This is a genomic window from Heyndrickxia camelliae (genome assembly GCF_002844575.1).
GTDB classification, from domain to species: domain Bacteria; phylum Bacillota; class Bacilli; order Bacillales; family Bacillaceae_C; genus Margalitia; species Margalitia camelliae.
Genome location: NZ_PIQO01000027.1, coordinates 1 through 17,679 on the forward strand (window position 1 = coordinate 1; position 17,679 = coordinate 17,679).

The window sequence follows — 17,679 nt, forward strand, 5'->3', positions numbered from 1 at the left end:
TTGTTCATTAACTGTAATATCCATCATTTTCCCTCCTATTCCGCAGTTTTAAATTCAAATCCACATTTTTCAATCAAGTAATCTTCCAAATGTTCCTCTAAAATTGTTTCACCATTGACTGGATCGATAACTATTGAATCACCAACAAGGATTTCATTTCCGAAATAATCTATACCGGCATGTTCTGGTTGCTTGTCCAAAGACTCCTATAATTTGAGAAATAATCTCTGGTTTATTCACTTTCCTCACCTCCTAAAAATTGATCACTTACCATAATGCTTATCAATGCTACTAATAATGTGAAGAAATATAGAGTAAGGAAATAGTTCATTTTGGTACCACCTGCTCTTTCTTCTTTTTTTCCTCTGCTAAAATACGAGGAATGGAAGTTCTTAAAAAGAATTTTGCCATTTCTTTTTTAGTTTCTTCGCTAATCTGTGGTGGAATGACTTTTATCATGCAACATCTTCTCTTTCAATGAGTGGTAAGATCCCAACGCTCCTTAATAATTCATAAATGAAAAGTCTACCTTTTTGAGTCCATTTTGTATGAATTTTTGACTTTTCTTCATCGATAACATGTGTAGTAGTTTGCGTATATCCTTTATCTTGATATTTGGAATAAAGCAACCAGACTCCACCTTGTTTATATTGGACTCCCAATTCATGAAGTTTTTTGTTTAATGTTGGTGCCCCCAAACCATAATCCTTTGCAATCTGGCTTACAGAAAGTAATGATTTATTTTGTAAAACTAAATCATAATAAGTTGCTTTAGGTTTCAATTCGTTTACTTGTTGAGAAAGAACAAGATTTTCTGTTTGAAGTTTTTCGTTTTGTTCCACTTGTTCCACCAATTGTAAAAGCGCTTCTTTATAATTAGTTGGTAGTTTATAAGAGTTATAAAGTTGCTTTTCCATTTCCTCAAACTTAGTTACGTATGCAGCTGTAAAAAGAACACCTTTTTCGCCAGTAAGTTTGTTTGCTACCATATCGCACCCTTTTCGAGTAAGAAAGTAACATGGTAATTCTCGACCAGTTGAGTCTTGATAAGTATTTTTGATAAAAAAATCCACTGAACGCATTTTTGCGTTGAGTAAAATTTCCACATATCCATCAATGCTTCTTAACAAATCTGAATGGCGTTTACCTATCATTTTCGCAACATCTCGGCTATTCGCTAAGAGGTTACCTTGTATGTTTACAACATTTAAACCCATAGTATTCCCTCCGATATAATACCTTTAAACGGTAGTGTATCTCAAAAATTTTTCATCCTCATCATAATTTCCATCATCCACATTTGGAAGGCGAATTAAATCCTCAGGTACTCCATAAATTTTTGCTGCCTTTCTTAGAATGTGACCAGGTATTGCTGTCTTCCCTTGTTCGTAATTTCTGAGAGTTTTTGCAGTGATTCCTATTTTCTCTGCGGCTTCTTCTTGTTTTAATTCTGCATTTACTCTGGCTGAAGCAAGTGATATTTGAAACATTTTATCAACTCCTTTCCTTATTTCTATGTTCCAAATATACTACCGTTAAACGTTAGTGTCAATACTAAAAAATAAAAAAATACTTTAAAACGGTACTTTTTATCTTTACATTCCTACCGAAAAACGGTATATTAAATAGGAAAGGAGGTGGACAAATTGAACGATTCACAAAAATTAAAGAACGTTATGTCACAAAATCTAAAAAAACACCTAAAGAGAACTGGAAAAACTCAAACTGACTTAGCGAAGGACTTAAATTTTCCTGAAATGACCGTATCAAATTGGATTAATGCTAAAACATATCCAAGAATCGATAAGATTCAATTAATGGCAAATTATTTCGGGATATCTCGATCTGATTTAACAGAAGAAAAGCCTGAGAATATTTATACGACTAATCCACAGTTAGTGTCTATCCCTATTTTAGGAACAATTGCTTGCGGCGAACCAATATATGTTTCTGAGAATTTCTCAGGATACAGATATGAGTCAGCTGAATTAACGCCAAGTGGTAATACCTACTATTTGGAAGCAAAAGGAAATTCCATGGAACCTACCATCCCAAACGGAGCTTTAGTTTTAATACGTGAACAAAGCGATGTAGAAAATGGAGAGATTGCTGCGGTTTTACTTAATGGTGATACAGAAGCTACGTTGAAGCGTATAAAAAAACAGGACGGCTTTATTATTCTAATGCCAGATAACCCTACTTATGAACCGATTATTGTCTCTGAATTGAATCCAGCAAGAATAATTGGAAAAGCCATAAGGTTCACAGTAGATCTTTAAATTTCTAACGTTAGCAATTTAATTGGCGGGTAGCTCCCGTCTTTTTAATTAGGAGTGAATAAAAATGACAGTTGGTATTTATGTTCGAGTTAGTACAGAGGAACAAGCTAAAGAGGGGTTTTCTATTTCCGCACAGCGTGAAAAATTAAAAGCGTTTTGTAAGGTGCAAGATTGGAATGAATATAGGTTTTATGTAGACGAGGGAATATCTGCAAAAGATATGAATAGACCCCAGCTCCAATTAATGTTAGACCATATAAAAAAGGGGGTTGTGGATGTTGTATTAGTATATCGTCTTGATCGACTTACAAGATCTATTATAGATTTGTACAAGCTACTAGATATATTCGATAATAATAATTGTAAGTTTAAGTCGGCTACAGAAATGTATGACACTACAACAGCAACCGGTCGAATGTTTATTTCGTTAGTTGCATTGATGGCTCAATGGGAGCGAGAAAATCTAGGTGAACGAGTTCGCATGGGTCAAATCGAAAAGGCTAGGCAAGGAAAATATAGTGCTAAGGCTCCATTTGGTTTTGATAAAGATAAAAATGATAAATTAGTTATTAATGAAGATGAGAAACAGATTGTGGATGACATGGTTGAGAAAATCAAACAAGGATACTCTATTCGACAGTTAGCCGATTATCTTGATAATAGTGGGTTTCCTCCAATCCGAGGATATAAATGGCACATAGCCTCAATATTAACTATCCTTAAAAACCCTGCTTTATATGGTGCTACTAAATGGAGAGATGAAATTATTGAAAATACTCACGAGGGAATTATGACAAAAGAAGAATATGAACATCTTCTTCAAATATTAAGCGAAAGACAAAATAAAAAGAAACGAAAAGTAAATTCATTTTTTGTGTATCAAATGAAATTGATTTGCCCCAACTGTGGTAATCACCTGACAAGTGAAAGGCAAACTTATACCCGTAAAAAAGATGGTCACATAACTGAACATAATCAATACCGCTGCCAAGCATGTGCTTTAAATAAAAGAAAGGCCATTAGTGTGAGTCAAAAGAAAATAGATGCAGGCTTTATCAAATATATGAGGGATTTATCCTTTACTTCTATGCCAAAAGTAGAGAAAAATGAAGAGTCAGAAAAGGGCGTTTTAATAAAACAAATTGAAAGAATAAAAAGACAAAGAGAAAAGTACCAAAAAGCGTGGGCAAATGAATTAATGACTGATGATGAGTTTGGGGATCGAATGAAGGAAACGAAAACTGCATTAGAAGAATTTGAAGAGCAACTAAAACAGATTCAACCAGTAAATCAACAAGTTGATCATGAACATATAAAGGAAATTGCAAACAACTTTAATTTAAACTGGCTGAACCTAACAGATAGAGAAAAACATCAGTTTTTAAATTTATTTGTTAAGGAAATACACTTTGAGAAAGATGGATTAAACGTTGAAATAACAAGGGTTTTCTTTTACTAATTTTTTTAGTATTTATGTAAAGTATAGTCAGACAAAATGCTCCTGTGCTAAAAATCTCATATCATTCATCACAAAATTAGCCCCATCTTCAGGGCTTCTTATGACGTACCTATCATCATAGGAGAGGTTAGCAATACGTCTGCCTAATTCAAAAGCAGCCAAAATCTGAACAGCCTTGGCCAATCCAATGCCTCTTATGTTCATTATTTCCTCAAGTGATGCATCTTTGAGAAGGTGCAGCCCCTCGAATTTCTTTAACAAACGATTTGCCATTTGGATGACTGATTCTTGTTTTGTGCCAGTTCGAAGCAAAATTGCAAGTAACTCTTGATTCGATAAACTGCTTGCACCATTTTGAATTAGTCGCTCTCGCGGCCTTTCATCTTGCGGAAAATCCCGTATCATTATTTTTACCTCCTTTTAGACGAGCGTCTATGGAGTTAAGTTTCAAAAAAATTTATTTTCTTTTAAAAAACGATTCAATCTGGAAATAGGTAATCCAACGACATTAAAGTAATCCCCGTTAATTCTCTTTACCAAGAGAGAACCTAGTCCTTGAATACCATAGGAACCCGCTTTATCGAATGGTTCACCGCTATCCAAATATTGATCAATTTCTTCTGAAGTTAACTCCCAGAACATTACATCTGTTTTTTCATAAAAAGAATATGGTTTCTCCTCATACATAATTGCTACACCTGTATAAACGGAATGTTGGCTTCCAGATAAACTCTCCAGCATTTCCTTAGCCATTTTTCTGTCCTTCGGCTTTCCAAGAATTTTTCCGTTATTTACTACAATCGTATCTGCTCCTATGACAATTTCATTTTTGTATTGATTCGCAATGACAACAGCTTTTCGTGTTGCTAATTCCATTACAGCTTCTTCGGGCGATAATTTTTCAGTAAGTTGTTCATCGGCATTACTAGCGATAGTTTCAAAGGGGATTTGTAGTTTTTGGAGAAGTTCCTTTCTGCGAGGTGATTGTGAGGCTAATATTAGTTTTGGCATGACTCTTTTCCCTTCGTTATGAATTTTGGAGATACATCCATTTTTATCCTATCAAAAAAGAAGGTCATTCTCAATGGGATTGTCCATTAAAAAGGAGGATAGAAATAATCTATCCCCTTTACAACTCACTATATTGTTTTAAAAATGATAGCAAGGCTTGTTGCGCACTTATTATTTCATTTTTATCTCTACTTTTTTGAAAACTCAATAGATGTTGATAGCATTCTTTTTGTGCAGTAAGCAGTTTTTTCAACTCGTTACTTTTAAAATTCTTAAGTCCTGCTACTTGCTTATATTGTCTTTCAATTTTTGATAGATTATCTGAGTTCATGCTAGAGGTCAGATAAGCATTAGAGGCTTCTCTCGCTAATAATTGAAATAGAGAACCGGTTTGTTCAGCAAACGTTTTTTCATCCTGTGAGGAAACCTCTATTTTTTTTTCTGGAAATGTTAATTGTTTCGCATATACTTGTACATCTTGTTTTTTTTGCTCCACAGCTAATTGTTTAGCTGCTGCTAAGTTATCTGCAACCCCAATAAAAACATACTGCTTGCTTTCAAGAGGAATAACAACCGTTGGTAATCCCTTGCTCTTTATTTCATTCGCTGGTTCTGTTGCATCATCATATACCCCACCTTGAATAATGGAGGTCGATAAAGCAGGAAGATTAACATTTTTCTTTTGTTCTGCGGCTGCTCCAGTAGGGATAGCACCCGAATTATTTCCAATAGATTTTTGTGAAACTCCTTCCGTCTGGTGGGCAATCACCTTCAACATAATAAATCCAAATAAGATGCCAATCGAAATGGCCGTTGCAGCAGAAATAAAAATAGTTAGATAATGAGAACCGGAATTTTTTTTGAATAGTTTACCTGTTTTTGTCTTCTCAGGAGATGGTTCATAATATATTTTTTTAAATTCGGGAATTGAATTTTCTTCTACTTCAGGCAATACCCACTCAAATTGATCATCCTCTGAAACTTTTTCCGTTGCCGCAGCCGTTTCCGCCTCATTTGCATTCCACTTATGTATCGCAACCTCCTCTTTAAATGGACGCTCATCACCATTAATTTTAATTTTTATTTTGTTTGCTGGTTGCTTGTCCATTTTTGTCCCTCCCGCTCACGTATTTGTTAAATGCTAACACATACCATATAAAAAAGAACAAGACTTTTGTCGTCTTGTTCCAGAAGGTTTTCGTCAAAATTTTTATTTATACTATTTTAAAGAAATTTAAATATAAAGATATGATTGAATCAGAATATAATAGACTTATAATTGCCCCAACACCTATAAAAGGTCCAAAAGGAATCGCTTTTCTTTTGGAAAAACCAATTATCATTAAAATTATTCCAAATATCGCACCTAAGAATGTCGATAATATAAAAGTTGTAAAAACCCCTTTTACTCCCAATGCTAATCCAACAACAAAAAACAGTTTGATATCTCCCCCACCCATTGCACCTTTACTAATGACAGCAATGATGAGAAGCAATAAAAAAGCAATAATTGCACCAACATACGGATTCCACCACGGCTGCATTGGGTAAAGAATTCGAAGGATGGTAAACAAGATAGAAAATATTATCAGAATTCTATCTGGAATAAGCATGTAGACGATATCTGTTACAAAAATAATCACCATTAATGAGACTAATAACAATGCAAATAGTAATTGAACACTTAAACCGAATTTAAAATATGAAAGTAGAAAAAGAAAAGAAGTAACCATTTCAACAAACGGATACAAAAATGAAATTCTAATTCCACATGAATGACATCTTCCTTTCAGAAAAAGATAGGAAAAAATCGGGATTAACTCAAACCATTTAAGCCGATGCTTACACGCGGGACAGTGTGATCCTGGAAACATGATTGATTCTTTTTTCGGAACCCTTATTCCCACAACATTAAAAAAAGATCCTAAAATAAGGCCGAATACAGTTAAAAATGTTATTATGATTCCATTCATGTAATATATCATTTACTCCTTTTTAATAGCTTCATAATCTTATATGTATATTTACATGTAAATATTTATTCTATTATTACTTATTTTTCAATTTGAATAAAAAAATCAACTCTAATTCCAAATGAGTTGATTTTTCATTTCACATACTCCGCAACTCGGTTCTTCCCTGCTCTTTTCGCGCCAATATATAATGCTCGATCGGCGTGGCGAATCAGTGCTAAAGCTTCGTCAGCGTCGAAAGGGGCCACAGCTACTCCGATACTAACGGTGATTGGCACCTCGACTTCGTCCATATTTTCATCTAGAGAATTTTTAAAAAGAAATGGGCGATTAGCAATCGTTAAACGTAACAATTCTGCAAGACGTAATGTATCATTTTTATTCGTATCTTTTAGTAGAATAACAAATTCCTCGCCTCCGTAACGTGCAACAATTCCACGATTGCCGATCAAGCCTTTTATACGCTTAGCCATCATTACGAGAATATCATTTCCGCTTTGATGTCCGTATGTATCATTAATCTTCTTAAATGAGTCAATATCCAGCATAATCAAAGACAATTCTTTACGAATGCCTTTATCAAGAAGTTTAAATTCATCTGTTAATAAATTATCAAAATAACGATAATTGTAAAGCTTTGTTAGTGGACAATGCTCGCTATTTTTCCTTGTTTGCTCATAATGTCTCGCATTGGAAATGGCGACAACGAAATACGAACAAAGGATATCCAATATTGGCAGCTGATATTTTTCATATTGCCCTGTTTTAGTGGAGGCCAAGAAAAGAACAGCTTCCACTTTCTTATTTTTAAAAATTGGTACGCATAAAACACTTTCTACATTTTCAGGCATATAACCGTCGGCAATATTTTCCCATTCTCCTTTACTATTAAAGAAAACAGGTTTTTCAGTTGCCCACACTAATCCGCTAATACCCTCATTTTTCCTGATAGGTGGAATCATATTGGGCATTTGAATCCCATTTTCCATTCCGCGCAAAAGCACCAATGTATCGTCCTTTACATCCAAAATGTACGCATAGTCGACCGTTAAAGTTTGTGAAAGCTTTTGAATAAAAATATCCATGACTTCTTTCACCTCTAACGTTTCATTTAATTGATGACCAATTTCTGCAGCCTTAAGCAAATAATCATTAATTCTTTCGGAGGAATTATATAGTCGGACTACATAACCAAATCCCATAAATGGAAGGGCAATTAATAAGAAGCCAATATATGATAGCTGGTCATTTAAATAATATAGAATAATACTTAGTGGCACTACAATACATATAATTAATAATTCCCATAATACATCTAAATCAAATAGACCGCTTTTCTTTCCAAAAAAGACGTTGGAGAAACATATAATGATATGGTTAATAAGGACATTTGCAATCGCATAAACAATAATTGGGACAATATTGGCATGCATGGATGTTAAACCTATTTTTCCCCCTATCGCAAAATAAATAATTCCGCTTAAAAGGGACATACAAAAAAACATGACGGAATTAAATGGATATCGATATCCATCATCCTTTTTCACTTTTTGGGACAGTAATACGATACTGATAGAGAACTGGGTCAAAATGAGTTCAAAGAATAATCCATACGATAAGAATCCCGCCATTGTTACCCATTGAAAGAAGTATATTGGGGTAGAATTAATGTTAATCGGAAAGTATGAAACAATACCTGCTAATACGCAAAAAGCAACAATAACAGTAATACTTACCGGATTCGGAGGAAAATATAGAAAAGTAAAGTAAGTACCGGCTGGCACTATTAATAACCAAAGTAAAAGATTAATAGAAAATCTTCTATTTACTTTCATTCCTTCCCTCCTCCATTTCTCCCGGTTAATTAGTCATAATGTTCTAAAATATTTTACCAAACAGTAACTAGAATGTCACTATTAAAGCGATATCCTAGTTTCAAAATAATAACCTATAAAAACTTCTTCAAAAATGGTTTAATTTCTGTTAAAAAGTAGAGTGATCCGCATATAATTAACATTTCATTTTCTGCTAAACTCTCTATCAAATCAATTAGGATTGGCTTCCAGTCTTCAAATGCTGTTGTATTTTCCATCAAGCTTAACTCTGCAAGTTTTTGTGCCGTTTCTACTCGCGGTGAATGAAATTGTGTAAAATAAAATTCCCCATCTAATTTCCGCAGTTCTTGAAACATCTTGGTCAATTCTTTATCACGTAATGCCGCAAATAAAACTTTTTTCTTTTTGTCTTTATAACGTTCGTTTATGGTCTTAACTAATACTTCAACACCTTCTGGATTATGGGCACCATCTAAAACAATTAATGGATTGTTTTGCACTACCTCTAACCTTCCTGGCCAGAAAGCTTTCCGTAACCCGTTACGAATATGTTCTTCCTTGATGTTAAGCTGAAGAGTTGCCATCGTTGCTAATGCAGCATTCTTTACTTGATGTGCACCTAACATTGTAATAACAAGATTTTTTAGGAATAGATTTCCCTTGTTAAAAGTAAACCTTTCCCCAGTTTCAACAGGATTTCGATCAGTCATGTAAAAATCTTTATGAATAATTATCGCATCGGCCCCTACTGCATTCGCTTTATTAGTAATCACAGCAAGTGCTTTTGATTGTTCAACACCAGTTATTAATGGAATACCACGTTTAATAATTCCTGCTTTTTCAAAAGCTATTTTCTCAATCGTATCCCCTAAAATATTAATGTGATCTAAACCAATATTTGTTATTATAGTTAGAATTGGTTCTAAGATATTTGTGCTATCCAATCTGCCGCCAAGACCAACCTCAAAAATACAATAGTCCATTGGATTCATTCTGGCAAAATAATAAATTGCCATTGTCGTAATGACTTCAAATTCTGTTAAGGAGCCAAGATCCGTTGTTTCCAATTCTTCCGTTACTGGCTTGATAATGCGAACTAACTCCAGCATTTCTTTATCAGAGATGGGAATACCATTTATACTAATGCGTTCATTAAATGTTTCGATGGATGGAGAGGTAAAAGTACCTACTTTATAACCTGCTTCATTTAAAATGGAACGTATGAATGTAACCGTTGAACCTTTCCCATTTGTTCCTCCTACATGAATGACCCTCAAATCCTTCTCAGGTGAGCCTAATCTCTCCATCATCCATCTCATTCTTTCTAAACCCGGTTTCATTCCGAATGTTAATCTTGATAATATCCACTCTAAAGCTTCCTCATATGTATGCATGTCTTTTAGCACCTTCTTTTGAAATAGATGGAAGACGAACCCCTATGTGATTCGCCTTCCAATTTTTCACTTATTATTCTCCCTTTAATTCAGAAATTCTGGCACTTACAGCAGCCTGTTTTTCTAGATAATCTTTTTCTTTTGCACGCTCTTCTTCCACTACCTTTTGCGGAGCTTTGCTTACAAACTTTTCATTGCTTAACTTTTTCTGTACACGCTCTACTTCTTGATTCCATTTTTCCAATTCTTTTTCCAATCTTGCCAGTTCTTCTTCGATATTAATTAAGCCCTCAAGCGGCAAGAAGAGTTCCGCACCCGAAACAACAGCTGTCATTGCCTTATCCGGAGCAGAAATATCGATTCCAGTTACCAACTCCTCTGGGTTACAGAAACGTTCAATATACGCAGTATTATTATTTAACGTCTCTAGAACTGTTTCATCCTTCACTTTAATAAATAGTTTAATTTTTTTACTTAGTGGAGTATTTACTTCCGAACGAATATTACGTACAGAACGAATAATTTCCACCAATAGCTTCATTTCATTAGCCGCTTTTTCATCATGGAATTCAAGATTAATTTGCGGCCAGCTTGCAGTGGTAATAGATTCTCCTTTATGCGGGAGATTTTGCCAAATTTCCTCGGTAATAAACGGCATAAATGGATGAAGCAAACGCATTGTATGATCAAGGACAAAAGCCAAAATAGATCTTGTTGTCTTTTTAGCAGCCTCATCTTCACCGTATAAAGGAAGCTTCGCCATTTCAATATACCAGTCGCAGAAATCATCCCAAATAAAATTGTAAAGTGCACGGCCCACTTCGCCAAACTCATACTTATCAGCGAGCTTGGTTACAGTTTCAATAGTCTCATTTAATCGCGTGAGAATCCATTTATCTGCAACGGATTTTTCTCCACTTAAATCAATTTCCTCATAGGTTAATCCATTCATATTCATTAACGCAAATCGGGAAGCATTCCAGATCTTATTAGCGAAATTCCAAACCGATTCAACTTTTTCGATACTAAAACGTAAGTCTTGGCCAGGTGAACTTCCTGTAGCTAAGAAATAGCGGAGTGCATCGGCACCATACTTGTCGATAACATCCATTGGGTCGACACCGTTACCAAGCGATTTACTCATTTTTCTTCCTTGATCATCTCGAACAAGTCCATGGATTAATACATCCTTAAACGGTCTTTTTCCTGTAAATTCTAGTCCTTGGAAAATCATTCGTGAAACCCAGAATGTAAGTATGTCATAGCCCGTAACTAATGCATCTGTTGGATAATAACGTTTATAATCCGCAGCATCTTCATTCGGCCAGCCCATTGTCGAAAATGGCCATAATGCTGAACTAAACCATGTATCTAGAACATCATTATCTTGTTCCCAATTTTCAAGGTCTTGCGGCGGCTCTACATCAACATAGATTTCTCCTGTGTTCTTATGATACCAAGCTGGAATTCGGTGCCCCCACCAAAGCTGTCTGGATATACACCAATCGTGGATATTCTCCATCCAATATAGATAATTATTTTCAAAACGTTCCGGTACAAAATGAACCTTGTCTTCCTTCTTTTGCAGTTCGATTGCTGCTTTTGCTAGAGGTCCCATTTTTACAAACCATTGTGTAGATAGATATGGTTCAACAATGGCATTACTGCGTTCCGAATGTCCAACAGAGTGCATATGCTCTTCAATTTTAAATAATACCCCAAGCTCCTGAAGGTCTTTTACAATTTGCTTACGGCATTCAAAACGGTCCATACCTTCGTATTTACCAGCATTCTTATTCATCGTACCGTCTTCATTCATAACTAAGATACGTGCAAGATTGTGGCGGTTGCCAATTTCGAAGTCATTTGGATCATGCGCAGGAGTAATTTTTACAGCGCCGGAACCAAACTCCATATCTACATAGTCATCACCAACAATCGGAATTTCTCTGCCAGTAATCGGTAAAATAACTGTTTTTCCAATTAAATGTTTATAACGATCATCATCCGGATGTACGGCAACAGCTGTATCACCGAGCATGGTTTCTGGTCTTGTAGTAGCTATTTCAATTGTACCGGAACCATCTGCAAGTGGATAATTCATATGATAAAAAGCACCTTGAATATCCTTATATATAACCTCTATATCAGAGAGGGCTGTTTTCGTCGCCGGATCCCAGTTGATGATATATTCTCCTCGATAAATAAGTCCCTTTTTATACAAAGTAACAAATACTTTCTTCACTGCTTCTGATAATCCTTCGTCCAGCGTAAATCGTTCACGGGAATAGTCTAAGCCTAGTCCTAGTTTAGACCACTGCTTGCGAATAAACGTCGCATATTCCTTTTTCCATTTCCACGCTTCCTCTAGGAATTTTTCACGGCCAAGATCATAACGGCTTTTGCCCTCTTCTCGAAGTTTTCCTTCTACTTTTGCTTGGGTAGCAATTCCTGCATGATCCATCCCTGGAAGCCATAAAACATCATAGCCTTGCATTCTTTTCATTCTTGTTAAAATATCTTGTAATGTGGTATCCCACGCATGACCTAAATGCAGTTTACCTGTTACATTTGGTGGCGGAATGACAATAGTGTAAGGCTTTTTCTCAGGGTCATCCTTTGCCTCAAAAAACTTTCCATTAATCCACCAATCATATCGACCTTCTTCAACCGCTTTCGGATCATACTTTGTCGACATCTTTAATTCATTTGCTTCCATTTTGTTTCCTCACCTTCCTAAAAAGTACCTTCTGAAAAATAAAAAGCTCCCTACGTCAAAAGGACGAAGGGAGCGGATTCGCGGTACCACCTTTTTTCACAGACATGTTTAACATTCAATGTCTGGCACTTAAACATCCATAACGGCTCTTCACCGGCTTCAATTACTTATACGTTCACTGAAGCTGCTCATGGGCGACCTTCTGATTTGTCTAAACTTAGGAAATCTTTCAGCAAGCGATTTCCCTCTCTTGAAGTCGACTATAATCATACTCTTCCCAATCAATGCTTTTGATTTTATTTTTTTCTATATAGTATCGAATTTTATTGGTTATAGTCAATTATTTTTTCCTATTTTCATAAAAAATATTCCTATCTTTCTCATAAAATTGCATCCCACCCAAATAAGGCATGTTTCCATCTAGGCTAATGCACCATTTCTTGATTTTCTCATACATTATATGGTATCAAGATGTGGAAGGTGAGGAGATGAAAAAAAAGTTAAATCAATACACATTTCAATCATGGATTAAAACATGTAAGGGAATTTGCAAACAATTGATTATTCCCTTTGCTATTTTCCAAGGTATTCGCACCATACTCATTCCTACTACCTTTGATGTTTTACTTTTAGCACTTTTTATTTTAATTGCCCTTGCTTTTTATTTTGAATGGTTTTAAAAAAAGCGGATGGGCAGCTGATAGACACATGAGCTGGACATTAACTATTTTAGAAAGGTAAATAACCCAAACCTCTTTCATATTAGTTAGGTTTGGGTTTTCGTTTCTGTCATATTCATTCTATTTTCCATTTCATTCATTCTAACCACAACATATTCTGTATTTTTGAGCAGCCAATAGTGACTTTGCAGTTCTTTCACAAATTTTATCTCTGCTTTTTTTGATCTTTGTAAACGATAATCTTGGACCGTTTTAAAAATAGGTCCTGGATAAGCTAAATAACTTAAAAATAATAGTTTCTCGTCTTCCTTAAATGAAAAATGTCCAAAATAAGTGTATATCCAATCAATACATTCATCAAAACGTTTTGGGTATGTTTGTAAGGTCCTCGCTAAAAACGGTAAAAGATCTTGTATTGGGGAAGCAATTTTGGAGTTTTCAAAATTAGTAAAATAGCCGTATCCTTTGTCATCATATAGAAAATGTTCCGTGGATATTTTTCCATGTGTAATGACGGTTCTGCCCGTTGTTAATTCCTTTGATGTCTCATACCATTCTTCGAGCTTCCTCTTGGAAAAGTCGAGTGCCCTCATTATATCGTTATAAAACATACAAAATAAAAATTCAAAAGGCGACATATACCATTTCTTTTCACTGGTTTCTAAAAACTCGGTTAAAAATTCCTCTTCTCTTTCCCATTGGTCCATTGTATTTTCGAAATGTGCTTTTCTCTCTTCCGCCTCTATTTGAATATTTTTCAACGATAAGGTATGCAATCTAGCAAGTTCTCTAAACATTTTTTGATGTTTTTCATTTCGATCTTCTTTTTCCTCATTTGAAAGCCAAGGCATTAAATAATACAAATAATTTTGCATGAGAATCGCATATCTTCCATCCATCGTTGGGTATATTGGGACAATTCGATTATAACCTCGTTGATATAAAACTTGAACATTGCGGACAAAGTCAACACCATTTTGAGGAAGAATCTTCTTTAATGCATATATTCCATTGTCCGAATATACCTTCCACGTTTTCCCATACTGTTCTGTATATTTTACTCTTATACCATATTGGTTTAATATGGCGGTTATTTCATCATAAGATGAATCTTTCATTTCACCACCTGCTAAAAACAAATGCGGAGGAGCTTATCCGGTACACGGACTGCCAAAAAATAGACCTGAAAGTCCTTTAGCCGTGGGCTACTTACGCTCGACACAGCCTATACTTCATAAAGTTATCCACATTGTTGGATTTTGTCATTTTGAAAAAATAAAACCTGTGCAATGTACTCAGAAATAGTTGGTTATTTTTTCTTTTAGAATAGAAGGTGAGGATTTAATATATACCCACCTTCTGTTATCTCATAACCTTTTATTTTTTTCCTGCGTAAGATGGAATATATAAGACTTGACCTTCGGAAACACTCTGATTTGTTTCCATATGGTTCATCCTTAATATTTGCTGAACACTAATATTGTATTTTTCAGCCAGATAATCCAAAGTCTCCCCAGATTGAACAATACACATTCTGAGTTTTGCAGCCTTTTCATCCTGTTTTCTTGCAAAGAAATCAGTAAGGGAGATCGATTCATATTTCTCTTTTTTCTTCTTCTTTTTATTATTATCTGTTGCTTCCAATTCTTCTACTATTGTTTCTTCCTCAACGGAAACCTCTTCATACTGCACATTAGGAGACTCATCCTGCACTAACTCTATCTCCATAAAAGAGGAAGAGGAAGATTCTTCTTCTAGTACATTAGCCTTTTTCTTCTTCTTGCGTTCTAATGACTCATCTAATAATGATTGTGAAAACTCGTAAGAATTGAAGGAATTCTCATGTTCTGGCTGTGTCTGATGTACATCAAAGGCTACGGAAGGGCCTTGTTCAGTGGTACTGTACTCATTCTCATTTGGAACCTTTCTAACCTCTACATTAAAAGGTTGATATAATTCCTCTTCCTCTTTATTTTCCTCCTCTTCTTCTGCCTCCTGATAATCAGCAGTATCATTACGGGATAGGTTATAAATTGGAATTAGTTCTTCTTCTTCCTGATTGTGTTGCTCTTTCTCAGATTGATAGGTAGAATCATCTTCCTCATCATCTATCTCATCATCTTCTTTATCATCTGATTGATTACGAAAGACTGGCTCTGCCTCTTCTACTGATGTATATTCCTCTTCATTTTGTAACCCATAGATAGTCAAATCAGCATTAAGTTTCAAACAAAGATCATCAAGTAAATCATAATCAAAGGAGTCTATCGATACGTCCAAATTTGAAACATCTTCCACCTTTTCTTTTGGTATGGTTATGTCAACAGGAAATTGATGATTAAATTCATAAACCCCGTCTTGATCACGGTATTCTAATGTATGAACATATTTTTTTTGCCAAGAAAAATCTTCTTCCTCTACAGTTTTTGCATTATTTCTAAACTCTCCACTTAAAAATAAATTTCCCTGAATTACAATATATTGTTCCTGTTCTTGAATCGTAATATGAGGATCTAAAGAAATGGATAAGAGCTCTTCTACTTCCTGTCCCCTTTTAAACCAAACTGATTCCTCTAATGAAAATCGTAAAGACGATTGATTTTCGGACAAAGCGGCTTCCTCCCTTCAATTCCTATAAACAACTAATTCATTATGTCATTAACACTCTATGATAAAAACATACAAAATATGAATCTTATCAAGGGCTCTTTTTCTTAAACTTGTTGATTTAAATGAAAAATCGTATAATCATAACATTCAAGTAAAGATTAATACCCCCAAAGATGAGACAATTTAAAACAAACGGAAAGCAATTAAACAACTAATCAAAAAACTTTATAACAAACATATTCAGCAGTGTTACAGATTATTACTAACAAAAAGAGGCTGGGACAAAACGCAGTGAAAATCAAAAAAACGCATGAAATCAAATTTAAAAATCTTGATTTCATGCGTTTTTGCTTTCGTAGATTTAACCAATTTCAATGATTTTTTTACTTATGTCCCAGCCTCTTTCCATTATCCCCGAATAGTGCTAAAAGTTTTTTCGGCAGCAGCAATAGTTTTTTCAATATCTTCATCCGAATGTGAGGTAGATAGAAATAGACCTTCAAATTGTGATGGAGGCAGAAATACTCCATTTTCAGCCATTTCTCGGTAATAAGCTGCAAACAATTCTAAATCGGAAGTTTTTGCTGTATCATAATTAATTACATTTTCATTTGTTAAAAAGATTCCAATCATAGATCCCGCACGGTTAATTGTGTGAGGGATATCATATTTTAAGGCTGCCTGATGCAAGCCCTCCTCAAGCTTATCTGCTTTTCTAATAAATTCTTTATAAGAATCAGGAGTTAATTGAATCAAGGTTTCATAGCCGGCAGTCATTGCAAGTGGATTTCCCGACAATGTACCAGCCTGATAAATAGGACCGCTTGGTGCTATTTTTTCCATAATTTCAGCTTTTCCACCAAATGCACCTACAGGAAGTCCCCCCCCAATAACTTTTCCTAAGCAGGTTAAGTCCGGAGTTACTCCAAAATATCCTTGTGCACAATGGTAATCAACACGGAAACCGGTCATTACTTCATCGAATATTAATAATGCGCCATATTGGGTTGTTACCTCACGCAAACCTTCTAAAAATCCTGGCTGCGGAGGCACGACTCCCATATTACCTGCAACTGGTTCCACAATAATGCAAGCGATGTCTTCACCAAATTGTTCAAAGGCAGTACGTACGGCTGCTAAATCATTATATGGAACAGCAATGGTATTGCTGGCGATACCTTCAGGAACACCTGGGCTATCCGGCAAACCTAGGGTTGCAACACCAGACCCAGCCTTAATTAATAAGGAATCGCCGTGGCCATGATAAGAGCCCTCGAATTTAATAATTTTGTTTCGGCCTGTATATCCGCGGGCAAGTCTTAATGCACTCATCGTTGCCTCTGTACCAGACGAAACCATTCTCACAATTTCAATAGAAGGTACTCGTTCTTGAACTAATTTAGCCAGCTTATTTTCTAATAAGGTAGGTGCACCAAAACTAGTTCCATTTTCTGATGCCTTTTTAAGAGCTGATACAACTTGCTCGTTAGCGTGTCCTAAAATTAAAGGACCCCATGATAATACGTAATCAATATATTCATTACCATCAATATCATAAATTTTGGAGCCTTTACCACGTTCCATAAAGATTGGATCCATTTTTACCGATTTAAAAGCGCGAACAGGGCTATTTACACCGCCCGGCATAAGCGTTACAGCTTCTTTATAAGCTTTTTTAGAGTTTTCAAATGAACGCATTAATCTCTCACCCCATCATCC

General features: G+C 35.3%; 16 protein-coding genes, 1 pseudogene and 1 other annotated feature. Of the genes and pseudogenes, 3 read left to right on the forward strand and 14 right to left on the reverse strand.

The window, feature by feature from the left end:
- Positions 1–35: 35 nt before the first annotated feature.
- From CWO92_RS22220 to CWO92_RS22230, 4 genes are all read right to left on the reverse strand, one after another.
- A complete protein-coding gene (locus tag CWO92_RS22220; RefSeq protein WP_101356397.1) occupies positions 36–200 on the reverse strand; it encodes a YqaI family protein in 165 nt (54 codons plus the stop codon).
- A gap of 127 nt (positions 201–327) precedes the next feature.
- A complete protein-coding gene (locus CWO92_RS26395; protein WP_268877616.1) occupies positions 328–459 on the reverse strand; it encodes a hypothetical protein in 132 nt (43 codons plus the stop codon).
- The gene (locus CWO92_RS22225) at positions 456–1,217 is read right to left on the reverse strand and encodes a phage antirepressor KilAC domain-containing protein (protein ID WP_101356398.1); all 762 of its coding nucleotides are present in this window, start codon (positions 1,215–1,217) and stop codon (positions 456–458) included. Before CWO92_RS22225 ends, CWO92_RS26395 begins: the two co-directional genes overlap by 4 nt.
- A gap of 24 nt (positions 1,218–1,241) precedes the next feature.
- Positions 1,242–1,490, reverse strand: a complete 249-nt coding sequence (locus tag CWO92_RS22230; RefSeq protein ID WP_101356399.1) for a helix-turn-helix domain-containing protein — start codon at positions 1,488–1,490, stop codon at positions 1,242–1,244.
- 156 nt (positions 1,491–1,646) lie between these two features.
- Between CWO92_RS22230 and CWO92_RS22235 the strand changes: the two genes are divergently transcribed.
- Positions 1,647–2,279, forward strand: a complete 633-nt coding sequence (locus CWO92_RS22235) for a LexA family protein (protein ID WP_101356400.1) — start codon at positions 1,647–1,649, stop codon at positions 2,277–2,279.
- 64 nt (positions 2,280–2,343) lie between these two features.
- On the forward strand, positions 2,344–3,738 hold the full coding sequence (locus CWO92_RS22240) for a recombinase family protein (RefSeq protein WP_101356401.1): 1,395 nt from the start codon (positions 2,344–2,346) through the stop codon (positions 3,736–3,738).
- A gap of 30 nt (positions 3,739–3,768) precedes the next feature.
- Here CWO92_RS22240 and CWO92_RS22245 read toward each other — a convergent pair.
- From CWO92_RS22245 to CWO92_RS22275, 7 genes and pseudogenes are all read right to left on the reverse strand, one after another.
- A pseudogene (locus tag CWO92_RS22245) lies at positions 3,769–4,143 on the reverse strand (UPF0758 domain-containing protein); the annotation flags it as partial.
- A gap of 42 nt (positions 4,144–4,185) precedes the next feature.
- Positions 4,186–4,749 (reverse strand): Maf family protein, encoded by a 564-nt coding sequence (locus CWO92_RS22250; RefSeq protein ID WP_101356402.1) that lies wholly within the window; start codon positions 4,747–4,749, stop codon positions 4,186–4,188.
- A gap of 118 nt (positions 4,750–4,867) precedes the next feature.
- Positions 4,868–5,857, reverse strand: coding sequence for a hypothetical protein (locus tag CWO92_RS22255; protein ID WP_101356403.1), 990 nt, complete (start codon positions 5,855–5,857; stop codon positions 4,868–4,870).
- 106 nt (positions 5,858–5,963) lie between these two features.
- The gene (locus tag CWO92_RS22260) at positions 5,964–6,722 is read right to left on the reverse strand and encodes a prepilin peptidase (RefSeq protein WP_199256922.1); all 759 of its coding nucleotides are present in this window, start codon (positions 6,720–6,722) and stop codon (positions 5,964–5,966) included.
- A gap of 134 nt (positions 6,723–6,856) precedes the next feature.
- Entirely contained in the window at positions 6,857–8,557 is a 1,701-nt protein-coding gene (locus CWO92_RS22265; protein WP_101356404.1) for a sensor domain-containing diguanylate cyclase, read from the reverse strand.
- A gap of 113 nt (positions 8,558–8,670) precedes the next feature.
- Positions 8,671–9,951: a bifunctional folylpolyglutamate synthase/dihydrofolate synthase gene (locus tag CWO92_RS22270; protein ID WP_101356405.1), complete on the reverse strand. Its 1,281-nt coding sequence runs from the start codon at positions 9,949–9,951 to the stop codon at positions 8,671–8,673.
- Between the two features lie 73 nt (positions 9,952–10,024).
- Entirely contained in the window at positions 10,025–12,670 is a 2,646-nt protein-coding gene (locus tag CWO92_RS22275; protein WP_101356406.1) for a valine--tRNA ligase, read from the reverse strand.
- Between the two features lie 56 nt (positions 12,671–12,726).
- Positions 12,727–12,964: a binding site (T-box leader), on the reverse strand.
- Positions 12,965–13,158: 194 nt separating this feature from the next.
- Between CWO92_RS22275 and CWO92_RS22280 the strand changes: the two genes are divergently transcribed.
- The gene (locus tag CWO92_RS22280; RefSeq protein WP_101356407.1) at positions 13,159–13,350 is read left to right on the forward strand and encodes a YszA family small membrane protein; all 192 of its coding nucleotides are present in this window, start codon (positions 13,159–13,161) and stop codon (positions 13,348–13,350) included.
- An 86-nt stretch (positions 13,351–13,436) separates the two neighbouring features.
- Here CWO92_RS22280 and ysxE read toward each other — a convergent pair whose 3' ends face one another.
- The 3 genes from ysxE to hemL form a co-directional block, all read right to left on the reverse strand.
- Complete coding sequence (gene ysxE, locus CWO92_RS22285; protein ID WP_101356408.1) at positions 13,437–14,468, reverse strand: spore coat protein YsxE; 1,032 nt, start codon at positions 14,466–14,468, stop codon at positions 13,437–13,439.
- Between the two features lie 259 nt (positions 14,469–14,727).
- Positions 14,728–15,960 carry a LysM peptidoglycan-binding domain-containing protein gene (locus CWO92_RS22290; protein ID WP_101356409.1) on the reverse strand — a complete coding sequence of 411 codons (1,233 nt, stop codon included), beginning with the start codon at positions 15,958–15,960 and terminating at the stop codon, positions 14,728–14,730.
- A gap of 408 nt (positions 15,961–16,368) precedes the next feature.
- Positions 16,369–17,658 carry a glutamate-1-semialdehyde 2,1-aminomutase gene (gene hemL / locus CWO92_RS22295; RefSeq protein WP_101356410.1) on the reverse strand — a complete coding sequence of 430 codons (1,290 nt, stop codon included), beginning with the start codon at positions 17,656–17,658 and terminating at the stop codon, positions 16,369–16,371.
- Between the last annotated feature and the right edge of the window lie 21 nt (positions 17,659–17,679).

Excerpts from the sequence above, each read along its gene's own strand:
- CWO92_RS22250 (WP_101356402.1), bottom strand. The coding sequence starts at position 4,749 with ATGCCAAAACTAATATTAGCCTCACAATCACCTCGCAGAAAGGAACTT.
- ysxE (WP_101356408.1), bottom strand. The coding sequence starts at position 14,468 with ATGAAAGATTCATCTTATGATGAAATAACCGCCATATTAAACCAATAT.
- CWO92_RS22270 (WP_101356405.1), bottom strand. The coding sequence starts at position 9,951 with ATGCATACATATGAGGAAGCTTTAGAGTGGATATTATCAAGATTAACA.
- CWO92_RS22280 (WP_101356407.1), top strand. The coding sequence starts at position 13,159 with ATGAAAAAAAAGTTAAATCAATACACATTTCAATCATGGATTAAAACA.
- CWO92_RS22275 (WP_101356406.1), bottom strand. The coding sequence starts at position 12,670 with ATGGAAGCAAATGAATTAAAGATGTCGACAAAGTATGATCCGAAAGCG.
- CWO92_RS22240 (WP_101356401.1), top strand. The coding sequence starts at position 2,344 with ATGACAGTTGGTATTTATGTTCGAGTTAGTACAGAGGAACAAGCTAAA.
- CWO92_RS22230 (WP_101356399.1), bottom strand. The coding sequence starts at position 1,490 with ATGTTTCAAATATCACTTGCTTCAGCCAGAGTAAATGCAGAATTAAAA.
- CWO92_RS22255 (WP_101356403.1), bottom strand. The coding sequence starts at position 5,857 with ATGGACAAGCAACCAGCAAACAAAATAAAAATTAAAATTAATGGTGAT.
- CWO92_RS22225 (WP_101356398.1), bottom strand. The coding sequence starts at position 1,217 with ATGGGTTTAAATGTTGTAAACATACAAGGTAACCTCTTAGCGAATAGC.
- CWO92_RS26395 (WP_268877616.1), bottom strand. The coding sequence starts at position 459 with ATGATAAAAGTCATTCCACCACAGATTAGCGAAGAAACTAAAAAAGAA.
- CWO92_RS22265 (WP_101356404.1), bottom strand. The coding sequence starts at position 8,557 with ATGAAAGTAAATAGAAGATTTTCTATTAATCTTTTACTTTGGTTATTA.
- hemL (WP_101356410.1), bottom strand. The coding sequence starts at position 17,658 with ATGCGTTCATTTGAAAACTCTAAAAAAGCTTATAAAGAAGCTGTAACG.
- CWO92_RS22260 (WP_199256922.1), bottom strand. The coding sequence starts at position 6,722 with ATGAATGGAATCATAATAACATTTTTAACTGTATTCGGCCTTATTTTA.